At 67.1% G+C, this 18,961-nt stretch carries 19 protein-coding genes; 8 read left to right on the top strand and 11 right to left on the bottom strand.

What is annotated here, in order from left to right:
- Window positions 1-13 precede the first annotated feature (13 nt).
- From dbpB (ACESMY_RS11990) to ACESMY_RS11975, 4 genes are read right to left on the bottom strand one after another with little or no spacing between them, the layout of a single operon-like run.
- Window positions 14-1,129 (bottom strand): DGQHR domain-containing protein DpdB, encoded by a 1,116-nt coding sequence (dbpB, locus tag ACESMY_RS11990; RefSeq protein ID WP_372784819.1) that lies wholly within the window; start codon window positions 1,127-1,129, stop codon window positions 14-16.
- Window positions 1,126-2,415 (bottom strand): tRNA-guanine transglycosylase DpdA, encoded by a 1,290-nt coding sequence (gene dpdA / locus ACESMY_RS11985; RefSeq protein ID WP_372784818.1) that lies wholly within the window; start codon window positions 2,413-2,415, stop codon window positions 1,126-1,128. The genes dbpB (ACESMY_RS11990) and dpdA overlap by 4 nt, the downstream gene beginning before the upstream one ends.
- Window positions 2,412-3,515: a DGQHR domain-containing protein DpdB gene (gene dbpB, locus ACESMY_RS11980; RefSeq protein ID WP_372784817.1), complete on the bottom strand. Its 1,104-nt coding sequence runs from the start codon at window positions 3,513-3,515 to the stop codon at window positions 2,412-2,414. Before dbpB (ACESMY_RS11980) ends, dpdA begins: the two co-directional genes overlap by 4 nt.
- On the bottom strand, window positions 3,512-4,426 hold the full coding sequence (locus ACESMY_RS11975; protein WP_372784816.1) for a hypothetical protein: 915 nt from the start codon (window positions 4,424-4,426) through the stop codon (window positions 3,512-3,514). The genes dbpB (ACESMY_RS11980) and ACESMY_RS11975 overlap by 4 nt, the downstream gene beginning before the upstream one ends.
- A 242-nt stretch (window positions 4,427-4,668) precedes the next feature.
- On the opposite strand from ACESMY_RS11975, the gene ACESMY_RS11970 reads away from it, so the two are divergent.
- Entirely contained in the window at window positions 4,669-5,298 is a 630-nt protein-coding gene (locus ACESMY_RS11970) for a hypothetical protein (protein WP_372784815.1), read from the top strand.
- A 214-nt stretch (window positions 5,299-5,512) separates the two neighbouring features.
- Here ACESMY_RS11970 and ACESMY_RS11965 read toward each other — a convergent pair whose 3' ends face one another.
- Entirely contained in the window at window positions 5,513-6,418 is a 906-nt protein-coding gene (locus ACESMY_RS11965) for a HEPN domain-containing protein (RefSeq protein ID WP_372784814.1), read from the bottom strand.
- 362 nt (window positions 6,419-6,780) lie between these two features.
- Here ACESMY_RS11965 and ACESMY_RS11960 point away from each other — a divergent pair, with 362 nt between their 5' ends.
- From ACESMY_RS11960 to ACESMY_RS11945, 4 genes are all read left to right on the top strand, one after another.
- Window positions 6,781-7,092 carry a DUF736 domain-containing protein gene (locus tag ACESMY_RS11960; protein ID WP_372784813.1) on the top strand — a complete coding sequence of 104 codons (312 nt, stop codon included), beginning with the start codon at window positions 6,781-6,783 and terminating at the stop codon, window positions 7,090-7,092.
- A 74-nt stretch (window positions 7,093-7,166) separates the two neighbouring features.
- On the top strand, window positions 7,167-8,066 hold the full coding sequence (locus ACESMY_RS11955) for an ArdC family protein (RefSeq protein ID WP_372784812.1): 900 nt from the start codon (window positions 7,167-7,169) through the stop codon (window positions 8,064-8,066).
- 118 nt (window positions 8,067-8,184) lie between these two features.
- A complete protein-coding gene (locus tag ACESMY_RS11950; RefSeq protein WP_372784811.1) occupies window positions 8,185-8,337 on the top strand; it encodes a hypothetical protein in 153 nt (50 codons plus the stop codon).
- A gap of 2 nt (window positions 8,338-8,339) precedes the next feature.
- A complete protein-coding gene (locus tag ACESMY_RS11945) occupies window positions 8,340-8,675 on the top strand; it encodes a hypothetical protein (RefSeq protein WP_372784810.1) in 336 nt (111 codons plus the stop codon).
- A 25-nt stretch (window positions 8,676-8,700) separates the two neighbouring features.
- Here ACESMY_RS11945 and ACESMY_RS11940 read toward each other — a convergent pair whose 3' ends face one another.
- The gene (locus ACESMY_RS11940; RefSeq protein ID WP_372784809.1) at window positions 8,701-9,474 is read right to left on the bottom strand and encodes an SOS response-associated peptidase; all 774 of its coding nucleotides are present in this window, start codon (window positions 9,472-9,474) and stop codon (window positions 8,701-8,703) included.
- A gap of 199 nt (window positions 9,475-9,673) precedes the next feature.
- Here ACESMY_RS11940 and mobC point away from each other — a divergent pair, with 199 nt between their 5' ends.
- Both mobC and ACESMY_RS11930 read left to right on the top strand, forming a co-directional pair.
- Window positions 9,674-10,195 (top strand): plasmid mobilization relaxosome protein MobC, encoded by a 522-nt coding sequence (gene mobC / locus ACESMY_RS11935; RefSeq protein ID WP_372784808.1) that lies wholly within the window; start codon window positions 9,674-9,676, stop codon window positions 10,193-10,195.
- Window positions 10,192-11,217, top strand: coding sequence for a relaxase/mobilization nuclease domain-containing protein (locus ACESMY_RS11930; protein WP_372784807.1), 1,026 nt, complete (start codon window positions 10,192-10,194; stop codon window positions 11,215-11,217). The genes mobC and ACESMY_RS11930 overlap by 4 nt, the downstream gene beginning before the upstream one ends.
- Before the next feature lie 105 nt (window positions 11,218-11,322).
- Here ACESMY_RS11930 and ACESMY_RS11925 read toward each other — a convergent pair whose 3' ends face one another.
- Both ACESMY_RS11925 and ACESMY_RS11920 read right to left on the bottom strand, forming a co-directional pair.
- Complete coding sequence (locus ACESMY_RS11925; RefSeq protein ID WP_372784806.1) at window positions 11,323-14,637, bottom strand: DEAD/DEAH box helicase; 3,315 nt, start codon at window positions 14,635-14,637, stop codon at window positions 11,323-11,325.
- A gap of 29 nt (window positions 14,638-14,666) precedes the next feature.
- On the bottom strand, window positions 14,667-14,948 hold the full coding sequence (locus tag ACESMY_RS11920; RefSeq protein WP_372784805.1) for a hypothetical protein: 282 nt from the start codon (window positions 14,946-14,948) through the stop codon (window positions 14,667-14,669).
- A 333-nt stretch (window positions 14,949-15,281) separates the two neighbouring features.
- Between ACESMY_RS11920 and ACESMY_RS11915 the strand changes: the two genes are divergently transcribed.
- On the top strand, window positions 15,282-15,461 hold the full coding sequence (locus ACESMY_RS11915) for a hypothetical protein (RefSeq protein WP_372784804.1): 180 nt from the start codon (window positions 15,282-15,284) through the stop codon (window positions 15,459-15,461).
- Between the two features lies 1 nt (window position 15,462).
- On the opposite strand, the gene ACESMY_RS11910 is transcribed toward ACESMY_RS11915, so the two are convergent.
- Genes ACESMY_RS11910 through virB11 form a run of 3 tightly spaced genes read right to left on the bottom strand, consistent with a single transcriptional unit; the run spans window position 15,463 to window position 18,959 of the window.
- Window positions 15,463-16,116 (bottom strand): LPD7 domain-containing protein, encoded by a 654-nt coding sequence (locus ACESMY_RS11910; RefSeq protein ID WP_372784803.1) that lies wholly within the window; start codon window positions 16,114-16,116, stop codon window positions 15,463-15,465.
- Window positions 16,106-17,992 (bottom strand): type IV secretory system conjugative DNA transfer family protein, encoded by a 1,887-nt coding sequence (locus tag ACESMY_RS11905; protein WP_372784802.1) that lies wholly within the window; start codon window positions 17,990-17,992, stop codon window positions 16,106-16,108. The genes ACESMY_RS11910 and ACESMY_RS11905 overlap by 11 nt, the downstream gene beginning before the upstream one ends.
- The gene (gene virB11, locus ACESMY_RS11900; protein WP_372784801.1) at window positions 17,958-18,959 is read right to left on the bottom strand and encodes a P-type DNA transfer ATPase VirB11; all 1,002 of its coding nucleotides are present in this window, start codon (window positions 18,957-18,959) and stop codon (window positions 17,958-17,960) included. The genes ACESMY_RS11905 and virB11 overlap by 35 nt, the downstream gene beginning before the upstream one ends.
- Window positions 18,960-18,961 lie beyond the last annotated feature (2 nt).

The following is an 18,961-nucleotide window of genomic DNA, read 5'->3' as shown; positions in this document are numbered from 1 at the left end:
GCTGCGGAGAAGATCACGAGTCGTTCGGTGAAAGCAGCCGCTCCATGAGCGGCGCCGGCGCGGGGTCTCCGCTTCGGCGCGCGCGCTGGTCGCGCCGCACCAGGGTCTGCAGATAGTTGGTGATCATCACCACGTCGCGATTGACCACGTTGATCGCGTGCCAGTGGCGGACATCGCCCCCGCCAAAGTCCCAGGAGCCTGCGGTCCAGGCGGTCTTGCCCTTGAGGCACTCCAGGCCCTCGGCGAACTCCCGCCAAGTCCGCGCGCCACCGTGGGCCAAGTCGTCCATCACATACGCCATGGACTGGATGCCGGCGCCGCCGAGAAGACGCGAGGAACTCGCGGTTTGACCCCACCATTCCTCGGGGAAGGTGTTCTGGACCGCCTTGAAGAACTCGCTCACCAGCTTGACGCACTTGGCCTCTCCGCCGGGCAGATCGATCAACTCCCGAAGGACCCCGTCGCTCAGCGAGGTCATCATGGCCCTCTGGAAAACCGTGTCCTTGATCGCGCCGTCCGGATTGGTGTGCTGGCTGATCTGGCCCTTCAGCGACGAGCTCTCGCTTCGGTTCAGACGTTCCGTCAGGGTCGCCGCCGTCGAGCGGCTCTCCATGCGGTCGGGAAGGCCGTCCACGGTCGGCAGCAGCTCGTAGATCAGCGACTTAGGCAAGGGCCGGGTGTTGTTGATCAGCACAAACTGGCGGCGCAATTCCATGTCGTCCCGACAAATCAGCAACGAGACGAACAGTTGGAAGTCGGGCCGGTTTACCTGGCTGAGCGCCGAGAGCCGCTGCTGGCCATCAACCACCAAGCCACGGGGGCCATCGGTTATGTCGATGGTCACCTTGCAGATGCCAGGCTGGGTCTCCTTAAAGACGACGCCCTCCGTGAACGCGATCACGATCGCGTTGGGCAGCACGGCGTCCGGCTTTTCCAGATAATCCCGGATCTCCCGGATGTGGTGGGCGATCTGCGGTCGCTGGAAGCCTTGCAGTTCGCCTTGCGCGTCGCGGCCGATGCGGTCGATCTGGGCGAAGCTCAACACCTGCTCGGCCGTGGCGGCGAAGGTCAGCACCTCGTGCTCGACGCTCTGGCGGGCCCGCGTGGCGAAGAAGGTGAGGGAACTCATGCAGCGTCGTCCGAAGTTGCGGGCAAACCGTCAAGGACGGTCTTGAAGATCCCCAGATTGTGGATGCCGCGCCGCTTGTTGCGGTTGCTGGCGCGGAAGATCATCACCTCTACGCCGGCGTCACGGCAAATGGGGCAAGGACATTTTGTCCAGGGCCGGTCCCTGAGGGTCTCGCGGTAGCGAACCGCTAGTTTCTGCATCGTGGGGTGCTGCCGGACGTCTTCGAACGGACGGCCGGTGGCCAGGATGGCGTTGTATTCCAGGATCGGCTCCAGCACCGCCTCGACGTCCTGGGGCGCCTTGTCGTGCGCCCGCAGGGCCGCGAGGGACAGACCTTCAAGCCGAGTCAGTTCCTCCGCTCGGAAATCCCCTTGCTTCACCAGACGTTGCAGCCGCGGGTTCTCGATGGCCTGCGGGATCCGGATCGCCGTGTAGTAGCCCACCCCGCCGCCCGCGCGGGGAACCCAGTAGTTCTGTTTGTCGTCCTTGAAGGCGCGGATCAGCGGCGAGGTGGTGTCGAAGCTGGTGACGTCATGGGCGGCGACATCCAGCATCTCGTTGGCCTTGCCGAAGCCCAGGATGTGCAGGCGCACCCCAGCGGGGATGGCCGCGCGGATGACGGCGAGGGCCCGAGCGATCTGGTTGATCTTAAGAGGCACCATGCCGCCGATCGCTAGATAGTCGTAGCCCATGGCCACCAAGCGGCGGGCGGCCTCAGCCATGCTGGCGGGCGACCAGCCCTGGATCACGCCGAGCGGCGTGAACCGATGGGACTGGCGCGCCTCAGTCAGGAACGCTTCGGCGTTGGCCAGCGTCAGGTCGAAGCGCCGTTGCGCCTCCGGCGTGGCGCCCGCCAGACCCAGTTCGTCTTCAAGGAAGTCGAAGATGATGTGGTCCACGGAGCAGCCGTGGGTGAAGTCACAAGTGTCGTAGAACTCGGCGGTGTCCGCCGGCGTGTAGGGCGGGACGGTCTCGTTGACGTAGGTGAAGGCGCCGCAGTCGCCGAACAGGCTGAGGCCCGCAAACTCCGGCTTGTCGAGCCGCAGGAAGGTGCGGGCGCCCACCCGCTTGAAGCGCATGGCCTGGGCGTCGGAATATTTGCCCTTCACCGGGCCGTCGCCGACGATGCCGCGGGACACCAGGATGCCGTCGTAGGGGGCGTAGCCGAGGATCTCGTGCGGATAGGCGTCGTCCCAGTAGGGCTTGCGCCCCGGGGAATGCCGGTCGTTGAGGAAGTCGTATCCCGGATCGACCACGTCGAGGCTGTCGGCGAACACGAACTTCATCGCGAAGGCCGCGCGAGGCTGCGGTCGAGCTGCAACAGATATTCGGTGAGGCCCTTGATGTGTCTTGAGGTCGCCTGAAGGTCGTTCCAGCCCCACCCCAAGTCGCCCCAGACCCCCTCGGTCCAGCGACAATAGGGGGCCAGGCGCGCCAGGGACTCCCGCACATGCGACGCCGGATCGGCGGTAGCGTCGGCGCGGGTCCAGACCGGGTCCATCAGCGCGCCCATGGCGCGGATCCCGGCGGAGTGCATCAGCCGGCTGTCGCCCGCAGGCCGCCCCCAAGCGTCCGGGAAGGCCTCGCGAACCGCCTGCCAGTAGGTGCAGAGCGCTTCGTGCAGCGGCTCAAGTCCGTCGCCGGCGCGGTAGGCCCCCAGTGCGCCACCGGCGCGCAGATTGCCCACCAGCGTGTCGATCAGCACCCGGTCGGTGACGACGGCGGTGGGCGCGCCCGGTTCGGAGCCGCGTTTGATCAGGCCATGGAATGGCGACTTCGGATCGTCGTGCAGGGCGCTGCACAGGGCGCTCGGCACCTGCCGGGCCTTCAAGTCCCGGGGGAGGGCCAGGGTCATCTCCGGCAGGAGCTCGTCGATCAGGCGCGGAGGCAACGGCCGCGCCTTGTTCACCAGAATGAACTGCTCCCGCTGCACCGCCACATCGGCGGAAACGAACGCCACCACCGGCACCAGGAGGTCGCAGTCCTTCGCCTTGGCGAGCGCCAGCGAGCGCTGCTGGCCGTCGACAATCCAGGCGGCGCGTTGGCCTTCCGGCCGCAGTGGCAGAGAGAGTTTACCGGCGATCACCGCGTCGTCGCCGATCTTGGGGCCGCGGGACTGCTCGAAGCGGACCTCGGGCGACAGGGCCAGGATGATCGCGTTGGGGAACAGCACGGGCCCCTGGGCGAGGAACTCGGCGATCTCCGCCACGTGGGACTTGATCTCCCGCCGCTGGAACCCTTCGAGCTCGCCGTCGCCGCGCCGCAGCCGCGAGATGTCGGCGATCTGCGCGACCTGGGCGCCGCGGATGAAGAATTCATAGACGTCGATCGACGTGGCCTGGCGCGTTCGAAGCGCCCGCACGATGACCTGCTCACCCCGGGTCATGACGCTGACCCTCTGGACGCGGCCACCGTCTTGAACAGTGTCTTCAGCCGGGACTGTTCACAGGCGATGTGCAGGTCGTCGCGCAGCCGTCGCAGCATGGCCCCCGACCGCCCCCCGGCTGCGTCCCACTCCGCGGAAATCAGCGCGAGCAGGTCAGCATCGTCAAGGCGCTTCCGTTCCGGGCGTTCGCGCTCGGTCAGGCCCTGCAGCCCGGCCCGCACGGCCGCGGCGTCGGATGGTGCGCCGCGGCTGGACGTCGTGAACGTGACCGCAAAGTGCCGGAGTGCGCGCTGGGCGAAGTCGGCCTGCGTCCCCGCGTGTCCCGGACCGATGGCGTCCAGTCGGTCGTCGTAAGGCATCCACGCCGGCGCGAGCGCGGCCGCCGCGCCGACCGGCGGGGACTTACTGAATACTCGCAGCCGCGCGAACCGCTCCGCGGGCCACCCCGCCCAGTCGTCGGCCACCATCGCCATGTAGGGGGCCGAGAGCGCCGCCAAAATGAGCCCGCGTCCCGGAATGTCGGGGCTGTGGAAGGGGGATACGGACGTCAGGGCGCGCCACCAGGCCGAGGCCTCGTCGTCGTCGATCTTTCCCAAGATGCCATCCGCGTGGCTGGCCAGCAGGGTCAGGCCGTAGGCCGGGACCGCCGCATCCGCAGCGACCAGGCCGAGGCCGGCCGACACCACCAAAAACGCCCCGCCCTGAGCCTCGGCGGCGGCTTCCGCTTCCCGAAAGCCACGGCCGCCATACAGTTGGCGGGCGGTCAGCGCGCAGGGGGCTTGGACCAGTCGTCGCCCCCAGACCGCCGCCACGGCGTCCGCGGTTCCTCGGGCAAGCCCTGCGGCCGACAGGTCGGCGGCGGGGTCGCCTCGCTTGCGGTTGCTGCACATGGTGATGACGGTCGCCGTCATGATCTCTGCGTTGTCTCCGTCGATAGGGGCCGACAGTTATATCTGTTCCGAAGCCCTCGATCCTCTGCAGTTTCCCACGCATTTGATTCGCGGAAGAGCGCACAGTTATTGCCGCGTGCTTCAGAAATTCTGCCGCGATTCGACAGCGGGCGGGTCTTCTACACCGCCGGGGCAAGGGGTCCACCCGGCACGGCTTGCGCCGATCCAATGAACCGGCGACATCGAACTGCGGGAGGGCGGCCATGGGCGGAGCGATCGCGGACAATGTGGCCGACCTGGCCGGGGCGCTGCCGGTGCTGATGCCGGCGGCCAGCGATCTGCTGGCCCGCCGTCGTCCCGGGCCCATCGAGCTCTACCTGGACCTGGCCGACAGCGGCTCAAGGCTTGATCTCGCCAGTCCAGCCGCGGCCGACTTCCAACGAAAGTTCAACGGCTTCTATGGCGTTCGGCGGAACGCCGCTTGGCGGTCTGTCTTCTACGCGACCTTCGAGGCGGCCAAGCAGCGGGGCCCCGACCCGGCCGCCCTGTTCCGCTGGGCTTTGGCGGCGGTCGAGAGGGAGACCGGGCGGGTTGAGGCCTCGTTCGTGAGCAAGCTCGTGGCGACACTTCGCCCAGAGGCCCCAGTGCTCGACAGTGTCATCCGCGAGTTTCTGGCCGCTCGGATGCCAGCCCCACGGTTCGGGGCCGGGTCCGAAGAGGCGGTGACTTACTACGACTGGCTGCAGGAGGTGATGACTGCGCTGAGCCAGACCACGGCGGCGCGCGCGTGGTGCGACCAGTTCGACGCGCAGTTCGCGGCTGTGGCCGGCGCCTCGAGTATCCACCCGGTCAAGAAGCTCGATTTCCTGATCTGGGCTGGCGGACGTCCCTAGCGCCGCCTCCGGTTCCGTCGGAGAGATAAGGGGTCGGGCGTTGGAAACCGTCCAGCTATGGCGGCCCGGTGCTTCAGCTTGGGCCGCTGCCGATGCGGCGTCTCCGACGCATCCCGGCTCAAGACCCGCGCCTATGTCCCGGCGCCCGACGTTGCCAGCATACGGGCTGACGCACGGCGGAAGAAGCCCGGTTACCGTGGGCTGCCGACGTCCGTCAGGGCTGTCCCTTTGCGAGATGCTCCTCGCAGACCAGGCGAACCGTCTCTTGAAGAATGGCGACTCGCTCGGCGAGCCAGGCCAGTTCCTCGGCGGAGATCTTGTAGTGCTTCGAGTAGCGGGCATCGACGTAGGCTCGGCGTAGGAGCTCCCAGGCGCGCTGTTCGAACCGCGTGTCGCGCGGCCACGCAGCGATGAGGAGCGGGACCAGTCGCTCAGCCTGAGAGCGCAGGAAGTTCAGCTTGTGGGACTTCGGGCTGTAGAGGGTCAGGACCAACAGGGCGCAGTGATAGAGGCGCTCCGTTGCTTGGTGGAGCAGGAAGGCGGCGTCCTTGAACTCATTCTCGCTGATAGCGAACCGAGCGAGTTTGAGCGCGCTCGGAGCCTTGGCATTCCAGTCCTCAAAATAACCCTGCGCTTCCGTTAGTGCCTCTTCGGCCGAGAGCGGCTCGGCATGTTCGAACGGGTGGTCCGGCGCTTCGTAGAGCGCGATGCCGTCGCGGACGATATCGACGAAGAACGGCCGGCCCCGCTTCAGCTGTTTGTTCACGTCGATGAGGTCGTGGACGATGAAGTGCGCCGGCGCGGTGAGCTCGTGGCCGATCTGGTAGGCCCGCAGAAGATGGTCGTCGGCCTTGCCCCAGTATTCCTGGAGGTCGGCGAGTTCCTCGTGGTTGGTCACCACCAGCAGGTCGTAGTCGGACTTGTAGCCCCCCTTGGGATCGTCGACCCAGTCGCCACGCGCGTAGCTTCCGAACAGGATGATCTTGAGGATCCGCCCGGCTTTGCGGTGAGGGGCGTTGCGGCCCTTGAGGGCGTCCTCGAACTCGGCGAACAGGATCTCCACGACGCGGGTGAGTTCGCGTCGCTTGGCGTCCGGCAGTTGGTCGAGGCTGGTCTTCACCTGGTCGTGGGTCCGGTTGGCCTTCGCCGTGGGGGAGGGCAGTCTGCTCTGGTTCGGGCCGGCGCGACATCCACGGTTTGCTTGAGTCTCTCTGAGTCGGGGAGCGGCGTCTTCCTTTGAGCGGGACGCGCCGTGGCAGCCGCTCTGACGTGATCTGGACCTGGCCGGGCGTCGCCGCAACGGCTTGGCCGGCTTTCCTCCCCTGGGCCCTTCGGCCCCATTCCTCGCGAGGCAAGAAAGCCCGCCGTCACCGTCCTCCGCTCCGCTGCGGGACTTCGTCTGCGCCGGCGCTGTCCGGCCGGGTCTCTCGATCGCCATCGCGGCCGCAACGGGCGGCCTCGCTTGAGCAAGGAGACTTCACCATGTCGACCATCGGAACCTTCACCCAAACCGCCGACGGCGCCTACACCGGCGCGATCAACACGCTCAGCCTCAACGTCAAGTCCGTGGCCTTCCGGCCCAACGACAAGACCAGCCCCGAAGCCCCCGACTACCGCATCTTCGCCGGCAAGGTCGAGCTGGGAGCGGCGTGGAAGAAGACCTCCGCCGAGCAACGGGCCTACCTCTCGGTCAAGCTCGACGACCCCAGCTTCCCGCGGGAGATCTACGCGTCCCTGATGGATGCCGACGAGGGTTACAACCTCATCTGGTCCCGCAGCCGCTCCGCCCGCTGAGCCCGAACCTGAGGCGCCCCGTCACCGACGGGGCGACCTCTTCCTCTCAGAAATCTGGATGACAGGAGGCCGCCATGGCGCGCCCCGTTACGGAAACACGTCCCCTCTACACCCGCGTCACCGACGCCATCGTTGCCGATCTCGAACGCGGCGTCCGGCCCTGGACGAAGCCTTGGGCCAGCGGCGCCGGGGGGCCCGTCGGTCGGCCGCTGCGCCATTCCGGCGAACCCTACCGCGGGATCAATGTCCTGCTGCTGTGGGCCGAGGCTTTCGAGCGCGGGTACGCCGCACCCACCTGGATGACCTTCCGCCAGGCCTTGGCGCTGGGCGGCCACGTCCGCAAAGGCGAGCATGGCGCGACGGTGGTCTACGCCAATCGCATCGTCCGCGAGGACCCCGATGCGCCCGCGGGTGACGACGGGCTCCGCAGCATCCCCTTCCTCAAGGCCTACACGGTCTTCAACGTCGGGCAGATCGACAGCCTGCCCGCGGTCTATGCGCCCGCTCCCGCGCTGGCGGTTTCGGCCGAGCGGCGGATTGCGGCGGTGGAGGCGTTCGTCGCCTCGACCGGCGCGGCGGTCCGGCACGGCGGTGATCGCGCCTACTATGCGCCCGGCCCCGACTACGTGCAGATGCCGAAGCTCGCGGCCTTCCCGGAGTTGGAGGACTACTACGCCACCTTGCTGCACGAGCTGACCCATTGGACGGGCCACGCTTCCCGCCTCGACCGCGAGTTCGGCGCGCCGCGAACCGGTGACAACCGCTATGCTCGGGAGGAACTGGTGGCCGAGCTGGGCGCGGCCTTTCTGTGCGCCGACCTAGGGGTCTCGCTGCGGCCACGTGAGGACCACGCCAGCTACCTCGCCGGTTGGCTCAAGGTGATGAAGGCCGATCACCGGTCGATCTTCGCTGCGGCGGCGCACGCCCAGCGGGCCTGCGACCTGCTGTCGGGGGTTGCAACGGCCGAGCCCTAGCCGACGTGGTGGCGAGTCCTGGCGGTGGCCAGGACTCGCCATAGCGCAGAAGTTCTGTATTTGTTCTTACGGCATGATGTTCCAGAACCTTCGCCGAATGATGAGGGGCGCCGCGACCTTGAAGATCATCTGCGCCTGCGGACACCAGGTCACGTGGACCTGCGGGCAGGCCTTCGCGCGCCTGGGGCCCGACGCCATGCCGTTCGACATCCGGCGGCGGCTGAGTTGCACCGCGTGCGGTCGCGTCGGCTTCGCGCGGGCCTGGATCTGATCGTGGCGTCGTTGAACCCCACCTCGACCTTGGAGCGGCCGCCAGACCGGCTCCTGAAGACCTTCAAGATCGCGCAGATCGGCAACGACACCGTGCGCACCTATCTGCGGCGGGGTTTTTCGCTGGCGATCTGCTGCCGAGATTGTCCACGCTTGATCGAGTGGACGCCGCCGGAGTTGGAGCGCCGCTTCGGCGACCGCCTCGACCTGCGGATCGCCGATCTCGCCGAGCGACTGTCGTGCGCCGGCGCCGGCGGATGCGGCGCGAAGGACGTGGCGGTGTTCCCGCATCTCTATGATCTGCCGTGGCGGTGGTCGCCGCCGAGCGGCGACGTCTAGCCGCCGCGCATCTCACGCGCCCCGTTCACGTGGGAGCGGTCTCATCCTCCCGTGGACCCTGCGCGACGATCTTCAGAGCCCCATCGGAAAGGGGGCGCTGCAGGTGCTGCACCTCGGTCCAGGGGGCGTCGCCCATCCAAAGGTCCCAGTCGGCGGGCTCGGTGAGGATCACCGGCATGGCCTTGTCATGGTGCCGGGCGACCTCGGCGTTGGCCTCGGTGGTGAGGAAGCCGAAAAGGTCGCAGCTCACCTCGCCCTCCTTGATCTTCCGAACGCAGGTCCAGGGCGTCCAGACGCCGGCGAAGAAGGCCAGCGGTCGCGCCTCGTCCAGCGCGTACCAGATGGGCTGCAGAGTGCCGCCGACCTGGTCGGGCTCGCTGAAGGAGGTGAACGGCACGAGGCAGCGGCTGCTCGGGCCAAGCCAGGGCTGCCAGTGCTTGCTGGCGGTGTTGCGGATGTTGGTCGTGCCCTTGTCGGGCTCCATCCGCAGCAACTCATTGAAATCGACCTCCTGACCCTTTTCCCGAAGCTTGCCCGCGCGCTTCTTGGCGGCTTCGAACATGGCGTTCTTGGAGGACGGCATCCCCCAGCGGACGTCGCGCATCTGCCGTTCGCCGCCCGGCGTCTTGGCGATGATCGGGGCGGGATAGTCGGGGAAGACCCCCGACATCGGCGGCTGATTGTTGTTCACGTCGGAGAAGGCGCGGGCCAACTGCGCGGCCTCCGCTCGGCTGCGCATCATGGCGTAGAGGTTGCACATGCGGGCGGTCTCTCCGTTGTCGACCGAGGCATATGACAAGCCCAGACCTGGCTGTCGACGCCACCACGGTTGTGTCTGTGACTAGGCCCGGCTGGGGCGTCCCGCCAGGGGCGGCGGGTAGCCCGGGCGACGCGTAGGGTTGCGCGTCGCCCGGGCCGAGGGGAGGGGCCAAAGTCAGCGGCAGCGGTTGAGGGCAGGATAGCCTTGGCGGCGGCGGTGTCTTACGCGAGAGGGCGGTTTGGCGATCTTCAACGTGCGGCTGGACGACGACCTGGCGGCCCGTTTCGACGCTTGGGCTTCGGCGCGCGGCGGTCGCTCAGTGGCCTTGCGGCAATTGATGGTGGGTGCGGTGGGCGCGAGTCGAGAGATGGCTTCGCACGCCGCGCACGCCCCCTTTCCCGTGAAACTCACCGTTCGACTGAGCGCCGCGGATGTCATCGGGTTGGACGTCGCGGCGGCTGAGACCGGGCTTACCCGCAACGCCTGGGCCGCCGCCGTGCTGCGGCGGCGGCTTCGGGACCGGCCGACGTTTGCAGGTTCGGACGCCGTGTCGCTGATAGCCATCCAGACCGAGTTGCGCCGGATTGGCGTCAACGTGAACCAGATCGCCCGTGCCTTGAATACGGCGGTGATGGAGGGCCGTGTGCTGGATCTGGAGTTGGGGGCGCTAGACGATTTGCGGCGCGAGATGCGCGGCCACCTCCGTGGGCTGCAGTCAGCCTTCGCTGGCAATCTGGCCTATTGGGCGGGTGAGCCGTGAGCGACTTCCAGACCGTCGCGGGCTTCGAGGATGTGTGGCGTCCGCCGGTCCGTCCGCGCCGACGGACCCCTGAAGAAGTGCTCGGCAGCGGGGAATCCGCAGTGCGGGCTCGGCTTGTGCGGCTGGTCAACCGCACGCCGGAAGTGATGGTGAAAGTGACCGGGCGGACGCGGGATCCCGGCCAACTGCTGGCTCACCTGGACTACATCACCCGACACGGGGACCTTGAGGCCGAAGATCGCGATGGCGTCATGCTCTCAGGTCGGGACGACGTGCGGGCGCTGGCGCTGGATTGGAGCGCGGCGGCCATGAGCGACCCGAGGTGGCGCGCCAATTCGCCGGTCAGCCTGTCGATCGTGCTCTCGATGCCGGCAGCGACCGATGCAGTGGCGATGCGCGACGCAGCGCGCAGCTTTGCCCGAGAGACCTTCGGCGAGCGGTTCGACTACGCCTTTGTGCTACACACCGACACCGGCCATCCGCACGTGCATCTGGCGGTGCGGGCGCTGGGCGACGACGGGCGCCGGCTCAATCCAAAGAAGGCCGACCTCACAGAATGGCGGGAGGGGTTCGCGCGGGCGTTGCGTGATCGAGGAGTTGAAGCCGAAGCCACGCCGCGGCGCGCGCGGGGCGTGACCCGGAAGTCCGAGCGGGCCCCGGTGCGCAAGATCGGCGAGCGGTACGCAGCCGGCCACGGGCCGATCGCCGAGGTTCGCCGAGGCGCCTATCGCGACGCGGCGCGGGCGGCATTTCAAGGTGAGACCGCGCCGACGCCGTGGGAGGCGCAGATGCTGCGCCGGCAGGCGCAGGTTCGCGCCCTTTACCTGGCGCAAGCGGGTCTTCTGAAAATGTCCGCCGACTCCGCTGACAGGGCCTTGGGGCAGGCCGTGGAACGCTTCGTCCGCGACATGCCGGCGCCGGACAGCCAGCGGTTGGCATTGGCGCGTGACCTTCGAGCCTCCAATCGGGCGCTGGCGCCGGAACGGTCGGAGGACGGAGGTGGCAAGGAGCGATCACGTTGATCATTTTGGGGTGCGGACTATCGCCGCCTGCCCGGTGGGATGGCGAAGGCCTTCGTGGTCGTCGTAATGCCTGACGGCAACACGGCGTGCGCCAGGTCCTCGGGCCTAGGCACTACAGACGATGTGGAGATCGATCCCCACCGTCTCCTTTAGGTATGTCAGTGCGGCCGCCAATACAGCGGACTGACTGTTCGTGCGCGTTTCGGCCGAAAGGCCAGGCTGGACGATCAGAATTTCGGCCCGGAGCGGTCGAAACCGGTTCAGCTTAATTATCCGGGTCAGGTCCGAAGCGCTTCCCTTCATAAACCGCGTGGGACGACCACCTTCCTTCAGGGCTTCGTCGCGCGATTTGAGATGCTGGCAAAGGTGGCTGAGCTTTGCGACCCAGCGGGCGGAACGCACCGCTTGCGACGACACCTCGACCACATCCTTAACCCGTTCGCCGGCCGTGGCGCCGCCTGAGAACTTGCAGTGGATCAGCGCCAACCGAATGACTTCGTCCTCAACCTTCAGGCACACAAGATCGGCCGCCTCACCGCTGGCGTCGTCGTCAAACACGACGTCGAACCCAGCCGCGATGTATTCTTTCGCCACGTGCCATTGGACGGAATCGTCGCGACGAACGCCGGCCTTCCACATCGACTCCTTGGTGATATCGACGCCGGCCCAGTCCCAGGCCTCGAAGCGGGCGTCTTCGATCTTCAGATCGTACGGCGACTGCGGAACAATGTGCAGGTTGGCGTCGAGTTCGGAGAGGTCGACGAACCGGAAGAGGGGCGGATACTCCGTGAAGTATCCGTCTAGCTCCTGCGCGATACGGCCAACCAGGGCCATCACGCGATCGCCGGAGGTCTGTTCCACGGCGAAGGTGTTTGGGCCGCCGAGGGAGAACCGAAACTGGCCCCAGGATCCCGTCATCGCCTCGGTCAGTTCGAAGTCGATTGCGTTGGCGGAGCGATCCATCCCGATGATCGAAAGCTCAAACGTGGCCTGCGAGGCAGAATTCGAGCCGTTCGAGAACTCGATCCGCTCTTCGGACTGACGGAGCATCTCTACAGGCCACTCGATGCTCAAAAGCTCCGCACTAGGGAGGTCCGTCACCACCGTCGGCAGCAGCACGTGGTCAATCAACTTGCTGGTGTCGATGCCGACGTCGATGAGCTTGTCTCCCACCACCTCGCACCACTCGTTGAACCGCGGCACCGAGCCCTGCTCGCGCGACCAGACGCGCCCCTTTGCCGAGCAGCCGATGGTGACCTGCTTGCCGCTCTCCCAGCCGATGCCGCTCAGCAACGCCTTCACCGAGCCCGACTTCTCGGCCAAGCTCAGCGCCTCGGTTACCTCGGCGCCGGTGTAGGAGGCATAGGACAGGTTCCGGCGGCCATGCTTCTTCAGACCTAAATTCTGGAAGATCAGGCGGTTGATACGGCCCATCGCGCGAAAGACCACATCCCCGCGCAACTGCGTCGTGGCGCCAACCTCTCGAGCCAACCGATCAAAGTTCATCTTGTGATCGGTTGAGGCCAGATAGAGCAGCTTTCGATGCGCATCATGGTGCAGGATGAAGAGCGTCCATGTTCGATCTTTCACGGCCTTCGAGCGGCTCCATTTCACCGTCGGCTCGGACCGTGTGACGAAGAACAGGCTGCTGGATTGCTCATGCAGCCACACCCGATAGGGAACCAATGCGGCCGGAAGACCCTCGTGGAACTTCCGCGGCGTCCATTTGTCGGCCTCATAGATCAGGGTGCTCAGTGTGGGCCGAAGCAGCTTGTGCGAGACCGCCACATCCTCGTCGTCGCCGCCGTGATCCAGGCGCTTCGCCTCGTTGAGAAACTTTGTCAGACGGGCGTGATCGTTTGCCGCCTCAGAGCTCATCTCGCTGAGCAATTCGTTCCAATCGGCGTCCTCGCTGTAGAGCCGCTCCAGCGCGATTGACACATTGGGCTCGGCCACGTTGGCAATCACCGTCGCGTCGCCGATGTCATCTGCCGCGCTTCGCGTGAAGCGACCGGTGAACTGCAACAAGATCGCCAGGCTCTTGTGCAGATCGTGAATCGCCGCGATCTTAAGTTGGGGCAGGTCAAACCCTTCCCCCAGCATGTTGACGCAGACCACGATACGACTCTTCCCGGCCCTCAGGTCGGCGATGCGTTGCGGCGCATCAGTGAGGTCCGAATGCACCAGCATTGGAGTCAGGTCGGGCGCCAGCCGCGCGTAGATTGCCTGTACGACGCGCGCCCGATCGATGCTGACGCACCGCGCCATCATCAGATGGTTACGGCCCTCTGCGAGGTCGGCCCGCAGTCGGGCGACCGCCGCCTCGGCAATCGCCTCGTCGGCGCGGGCGGGGACCGCTTCATAGACCGGCTCAAAGGCGATCGGCTTGAAGTAACCATCCGCCTGCGCTGTGCGCAGAGGGTAGCTGTAGATGACCTGGCCATCGACCACGTTGCCGTCCCGCCGGAACGGCGTTGCCGTAAACTGCAGGATCGGCTTGCCAGCGAACGCCTCTCGGAAGCGAGACCACCGCGTGGCGCCGATGTGGTGCGCTTCGTCGATAACCAATACGCCGATGCGGTTGATGATTTCGGGCCAGAACGGTTCCGCGGCGCTGTCGGCCAGGGAGTCCATGGTCCCGATGACGACGTTGCAACGCTCGAAAATCTCGAGCGCGTCGACGCTCTTCGGCACTTTGGTGACGATCCCCACAATGGGATTCGGGACGTCGGCGGCCAGCACGCCGAGGAAACGCAACAGCCCGAAGGTTAGGAACTTCCCGGCTGTCTGGCCGCGCAGTGCATCGGACGGCACGACGACGAGCATCGGCTTGCGGACATAGGCCGCGAGCCCAGAGAGCATCGTCTCCGTCTTGCCGGTGCCGGTGGGCATGACCACAGTGGCCGTCGCGGTGCTCAGACTCCAATGCGCGCCGATCGCGTGTAGAGCGCCGATCTGCGGCGGGCGCAGGCCGCGCTTGGCGGGATCGACCGCGCCATCGACCTCTCGCTGCTCCGTCCGAAAGGAGAACTGATTGTCCCACTCCCGCGCACGATCCTCGATCACGTTCGGCCAGCCGCGCGCCGCGGCGTCCGCCTCCAACTCGTCAATCACGCGGTGGCTCAGCCAGGTCAACTCTCCGCCAAGATCCCTGAGGAGCAGGCCATCGGCATCTTTCGGTCGCTGCGCCGCCCTGCGGCTTGTCACAACCACTCGTTCGCCTGAGGGGAGCGTGTAGAGAGGCTCCTTGACCCGGGCGGAGACGTGAACTTCGTCGACCAAAATCGCCGATACAGTCTCGGCGTTCCTCAGAACCGCGCGGATCTGGCCTGCGGCTGCCTTGACGGGTCCGTAGGTGAGTTGCGGCAGCTTCAGCTCAACAGCCGGCGCTTCGTCGGCGAACAGACCAGGCTGTGCCATCTCGCCGACGCCAGGCCTCTAAGCCCAACTCACCACGACAGCCGCTTATTGATGTTCATCGCCACCCAGGAGAGGTCGATGCTCCGGAAAAAGGCATGCCATTGCGGTGGGGCAATGAACCTCGTCCTACTACCGGCGCGCCACATCAGCACGACCTTGCCGGCAAGCCCGGCGGCTGCAGCGCGCACCTGGAGCTCAGCCGCGACCTTCCGCTGAGTGGCTTCGCTCTTGTGTTCGAACTGCCCGTCCAGCGGAACAATGACCATGCTCTGGCCTTGTTCGCGGACATACGCGACGTCAAACGCTGGCATAGTCCCGCCCTCCCAATCCAAGTGAAGTCTTCGCGGAAAGGCTTCTCGCGCACGGTGCGCGGAACCCCAGTCCTTGCAGGACTAAGGACCAATGATTCGCCCAGAATCAGAAGTAAATATTTTCCTATGTCGATTCTATGCTCTGCACTACGTCCGTATTTGACGGCGACATCACGTAGCTGGGCTGCCCGCCACGGCGAGAGCGGGGATGGAGCTTTGCACGCCGGGCAGCCATCCGGGTCCTTGGTCGCTCCCCATCGGCCATAGTCGAGCCTGTAGCGCCATCTCTCACTCCGGTCCGGCTTCCCATTCTAGTGCCGGAAGGCGTTGTAATTGTCGGCTGTCTTCGGCACATCGCCCGCCATGCCCCGCCGCCGTCCAGATCGCGCCCAGACCCTGCGCACGCGCCGCCAGTGGTGGAGCCGACACGGAGCGTTCGCGCGCGGCGTGGCGGCCGGCGCGGCGCTAGCCCTGATCGTCGTCTGGGGCCTGCACGCCCTCCGAGTCTTCTAGGCTAGCGGCTGCGCGAACGGGATTGGCTCGCGTCTCGCTCGGCGAGTTTGACGGGGTCGAACCTGGCGCCGCGCTCCAGCCATTTGGCGATGCGGTCCCGGGCCGACGCCAGGATCCGGTCCTGCTCGACGGTGTTGGGGACGCGGGCCCGGACCACGGCTTCGACCGCCCTGAGGCGCGAGCGCGCGCCGGCGTCGTCAGGCCCGCGGTCGCGCGGTCGCTGGTGGGCGTCGTTGAGGCGGTCGTTGAGGGGTTGGATATCGCGCCGGCGGGCGGCATCCAGCCGGCGTTGCAGTTCCTGGACGTCGCGAGCTGTCGGCCGGTATCCCCGCACATCGAGATCGGCCAGTCGGCCGGCGAGCCAGGCTTCCCGACGAAACTCCGGGGCGCCGCGCACCAGCACCACCGTCCAGTCCCGGTGCTGGGCGATCCGCACCATGTGGCGGATTGCGTTGGGATCGTTGCGCGCGGCCGTGAGCCGGTCGCCGCGGTCCCGAAACACGGGCGTGGGGCTGGTGGCGTCGAGGTAGTAGCCAAGGCCGCCGCCGCGTCCGTCGGTGAAGTAGCGGCGTTGGATATCGTCGGGCACGTCGCCCAGGCGGGTTGACCGGCCACCGAGCGCGGCGGCGAGCAGGTTGGGTTCGTCAGCGGCCATGATCGAGGACTCCTTCCGGAAGACGCGCGGACGCGTCGATGAACCGACCGACCCAGGCTTCCACCTCCTCTGGCGACGCGCCGGTTTCTGGGAGCGGCGCGCGGCCCTCGGCGGTGATGTCCGGAAGCACGAGCGCCAGGTCGGCATCCCGGGCGCGGTCCCCGCCGGCGGGCCGTCCAGCCACAGCAATGGCGGAATCCGCCGATGGGGGCGGCAGATCGAGCGCGCGGGACGGGACGATGGGCGCGGGCCGCAGGCGAGCTTTGAAGACGCGCTCGCGGTAGTAGGCGATCTTGCGGCCGCGGATGGCGGGCAGGCCGGCGCGAAGGATCAGCAGGCGGTCCGGCGGCATCTGGATCAGCTCCTGCGGGAGCATCAGAGCGCGGCGCTGGTCGGACTCCGTCTGGCTCCGTCGGCCGGGGGAGAGACCGCTCGGTCGGCTTTGGGCGCGGCCGGCGTAGGTGTAGAAGCCCAGGCGTTCGGACAGATCCTGCGCGACCTTCAGTTCCTTGGGCGCGAAGGCGATCTCGGCGCCGCAGTTGGCGATGATTTCCTCGGTGACGTCGGGACCGTATTCGGCGCGAAGCTGCGCCGGACTTTGGAGGACGGGCAACAACCTGAGGCCATAGCCGGCGACATAGGCGAAGGCGTGGGCGAGGACACTGGCGTGGCCCAGCCGGGCGAACTCGTCCAACACGACCAGCACCGGAACCGCGTTGTGGGTCGGTGTCGGCCGCTCGCGGGTATTGAGGTCGATGAGCTGCTGCAGGAGCAGGTTGTAGAGCGGGGCGACCCGGGCGAGGTTGTCCGGCGACACTGTGAGATAGAGCGACAGGCGGCGGTTGCGCAGGTCACGCAGGTCGAAGTCGCTGGCGTCGGTCGCGGCGCAGACCCGAGGGTTTAGCCACAGGTTCATCCGCGCGGTGATCGTCTGTTTGATGCTGGCGAAAGTGTTTTCGGAGGCCGAGCAGAAGTCGTCGACGGCGCTGGCGCAGGCGTTGGGCACGGGAACGCCGGCGGCGGCGCAGGCCCTGAGCCGCTCCGGCAGCCGAGCGCGGGGATCGCCCTCGGTCAACTCGCGGTAGATCGCGCCCAGGCTGAAGGGGCGGTCGGGTAGCACCGCCACCAGAGCGCCGACACCGATCAAACCTGTGCGCGCCGCCTCGGCCCAGAAGGGGTCCGCGTTGGGCGGGGCCGGGAACAGCATTACTGCGAGCTTCTGCAGTTCGTCGATGACCGCCACAGGGTCGGCGCGGTCAATGTGGCCCAAGGGATTGAAACGCGCCGTGCGGCCCTCCGCGTCGAGCGGATCGAACATCACGACCTCTTGGCCGTGCGCCGCGCGAAAGCCGGCGGTGGCGTCCCAGTTCTCGCGCTTGACGTCGAGGACCACGGCGGAGTCCGGCCAGTTCAGCAGGTTTGGGATCACCACGCCAACGCCCTTGCCGGAGCGGGTCGGCGCATAGAGCATCACGTGTTCTGACCCCCCAAAGATCAGAGGACGTCCTGCGCTTCGGCCCACCAGGATGCCGCGGGCAGCCCGAAACCCCCCGCGGCGGAGGTCGGCCTCGCGGGCCCAGCAGGCGGCCCCGTAGAGGGGTGCCCGAAGATTGCGCAGGATCCCAAGCGCGCCGACCGCCAGGACCATCCCAGCGGTGAGGAGGCCGATGCCAAGCCAGCGCCGGACGCTGGGATCGCCCCGGAAGTACCAGAACCATCCCGGGATGGCCGCAACGTCGAGATGCGCGGAAAGGCGCTTCAGACCGGCCAGGGCGATGACGGTGGCGAGGCCAAGCAGCAGCGCCGCGGCGCTCGACACCAGGGCGCCGACGTAGGCGGCCTTAAGCGGCCAGGGCGCGCTTGCGAAGCGGGTCATACCAGACCTCGGTGATGCGAAAGCGGCCGTCGACGCGCCGCATCTGGACCACGACGTCGACGAGGATGTGGAGGAGGGCGCGGATTTCGGAACGCGGCAGGTCACGACCGCCTTCGGACTCTTTCACCAGCAGAGTCAGCTGCTCGAAGGCGAGGACGGCGCTGTCGGCATGGATCGTGGTGATCGATCCGGGGTGGCCAGTGTTGACGGTGCGCAGATAGAAGAAGGCGGTCCCGTCGCGCAGCTCCTGCAGCAGAATGCGGTCGGGGCGCATGCGCAGCGCGCTTTCCAGGAGCTGCTTGGCGCCGACCTTGGCCAGGCCCTGGCCGTCCTTTGCATAGAGCAGGTGGACGGCGTTGCGGTGCGGGACGGTGAGTTCTCTCGCGTCTTCGATCGTCAGCAGCCGCTCGTCACGCGGGATCAGCTGCACCAGACCCTTGGCGAAGGTCGTCTTGCCCGAGCCGGTGGCGCCGGAAATCAAGACGTTGCGGCGGCTTCTGACCGCCAGCCGAAAGAAGGCGGGCCAGTCGCCGGCGTCGCGCAGCTGGGCCAACGTCGCTTCGTCCTCGGACAGGTCGGTGCTGGCCACCGCGACGTCGTTAAAGAGACCCTCCCGCGCAAAGGCGTCGAGGTCGCGGGTCAGGGCCGACGGCTTGCGCAGGGTCAGGGAGAGACGTTCGGCGGCCGGCGGCAGAACAATCTGACAGCGCTCGCCGTTTGGAAGCACCGTCGAACAGATCGGCGTTTCGTCGGTGACGTCCTGCGCGGTGTAGGCGGCAGCGGCCTTCGCCAAGGTTCCGAGCCAGGACTCCGTGAGATCCGGCTCTTCGCGCCACTCCCAGCCGCGGGCGCGCTCCAGCGCCAGTTCGCCCGGACGGTTGATCACCAGTTCGGTGACATCGTCCGGCTCGAGGCAGCGTTGCAGCGGGGCGAGGTAGTGCTGCAGGACGGTGGCGTCGCGCGGCATGG

This window comes from Phenylobacterium sp. (assembly GCF_041691455.1).
GTDB lineage: Bacteria > Pseudomonadota > Alphaproteobacteria > Caulobacterales > Caulobacteraceae > Phenylobacterium.
This window is presented reverse-complemented; position numbering and strand designations above follow the sequence as displayed.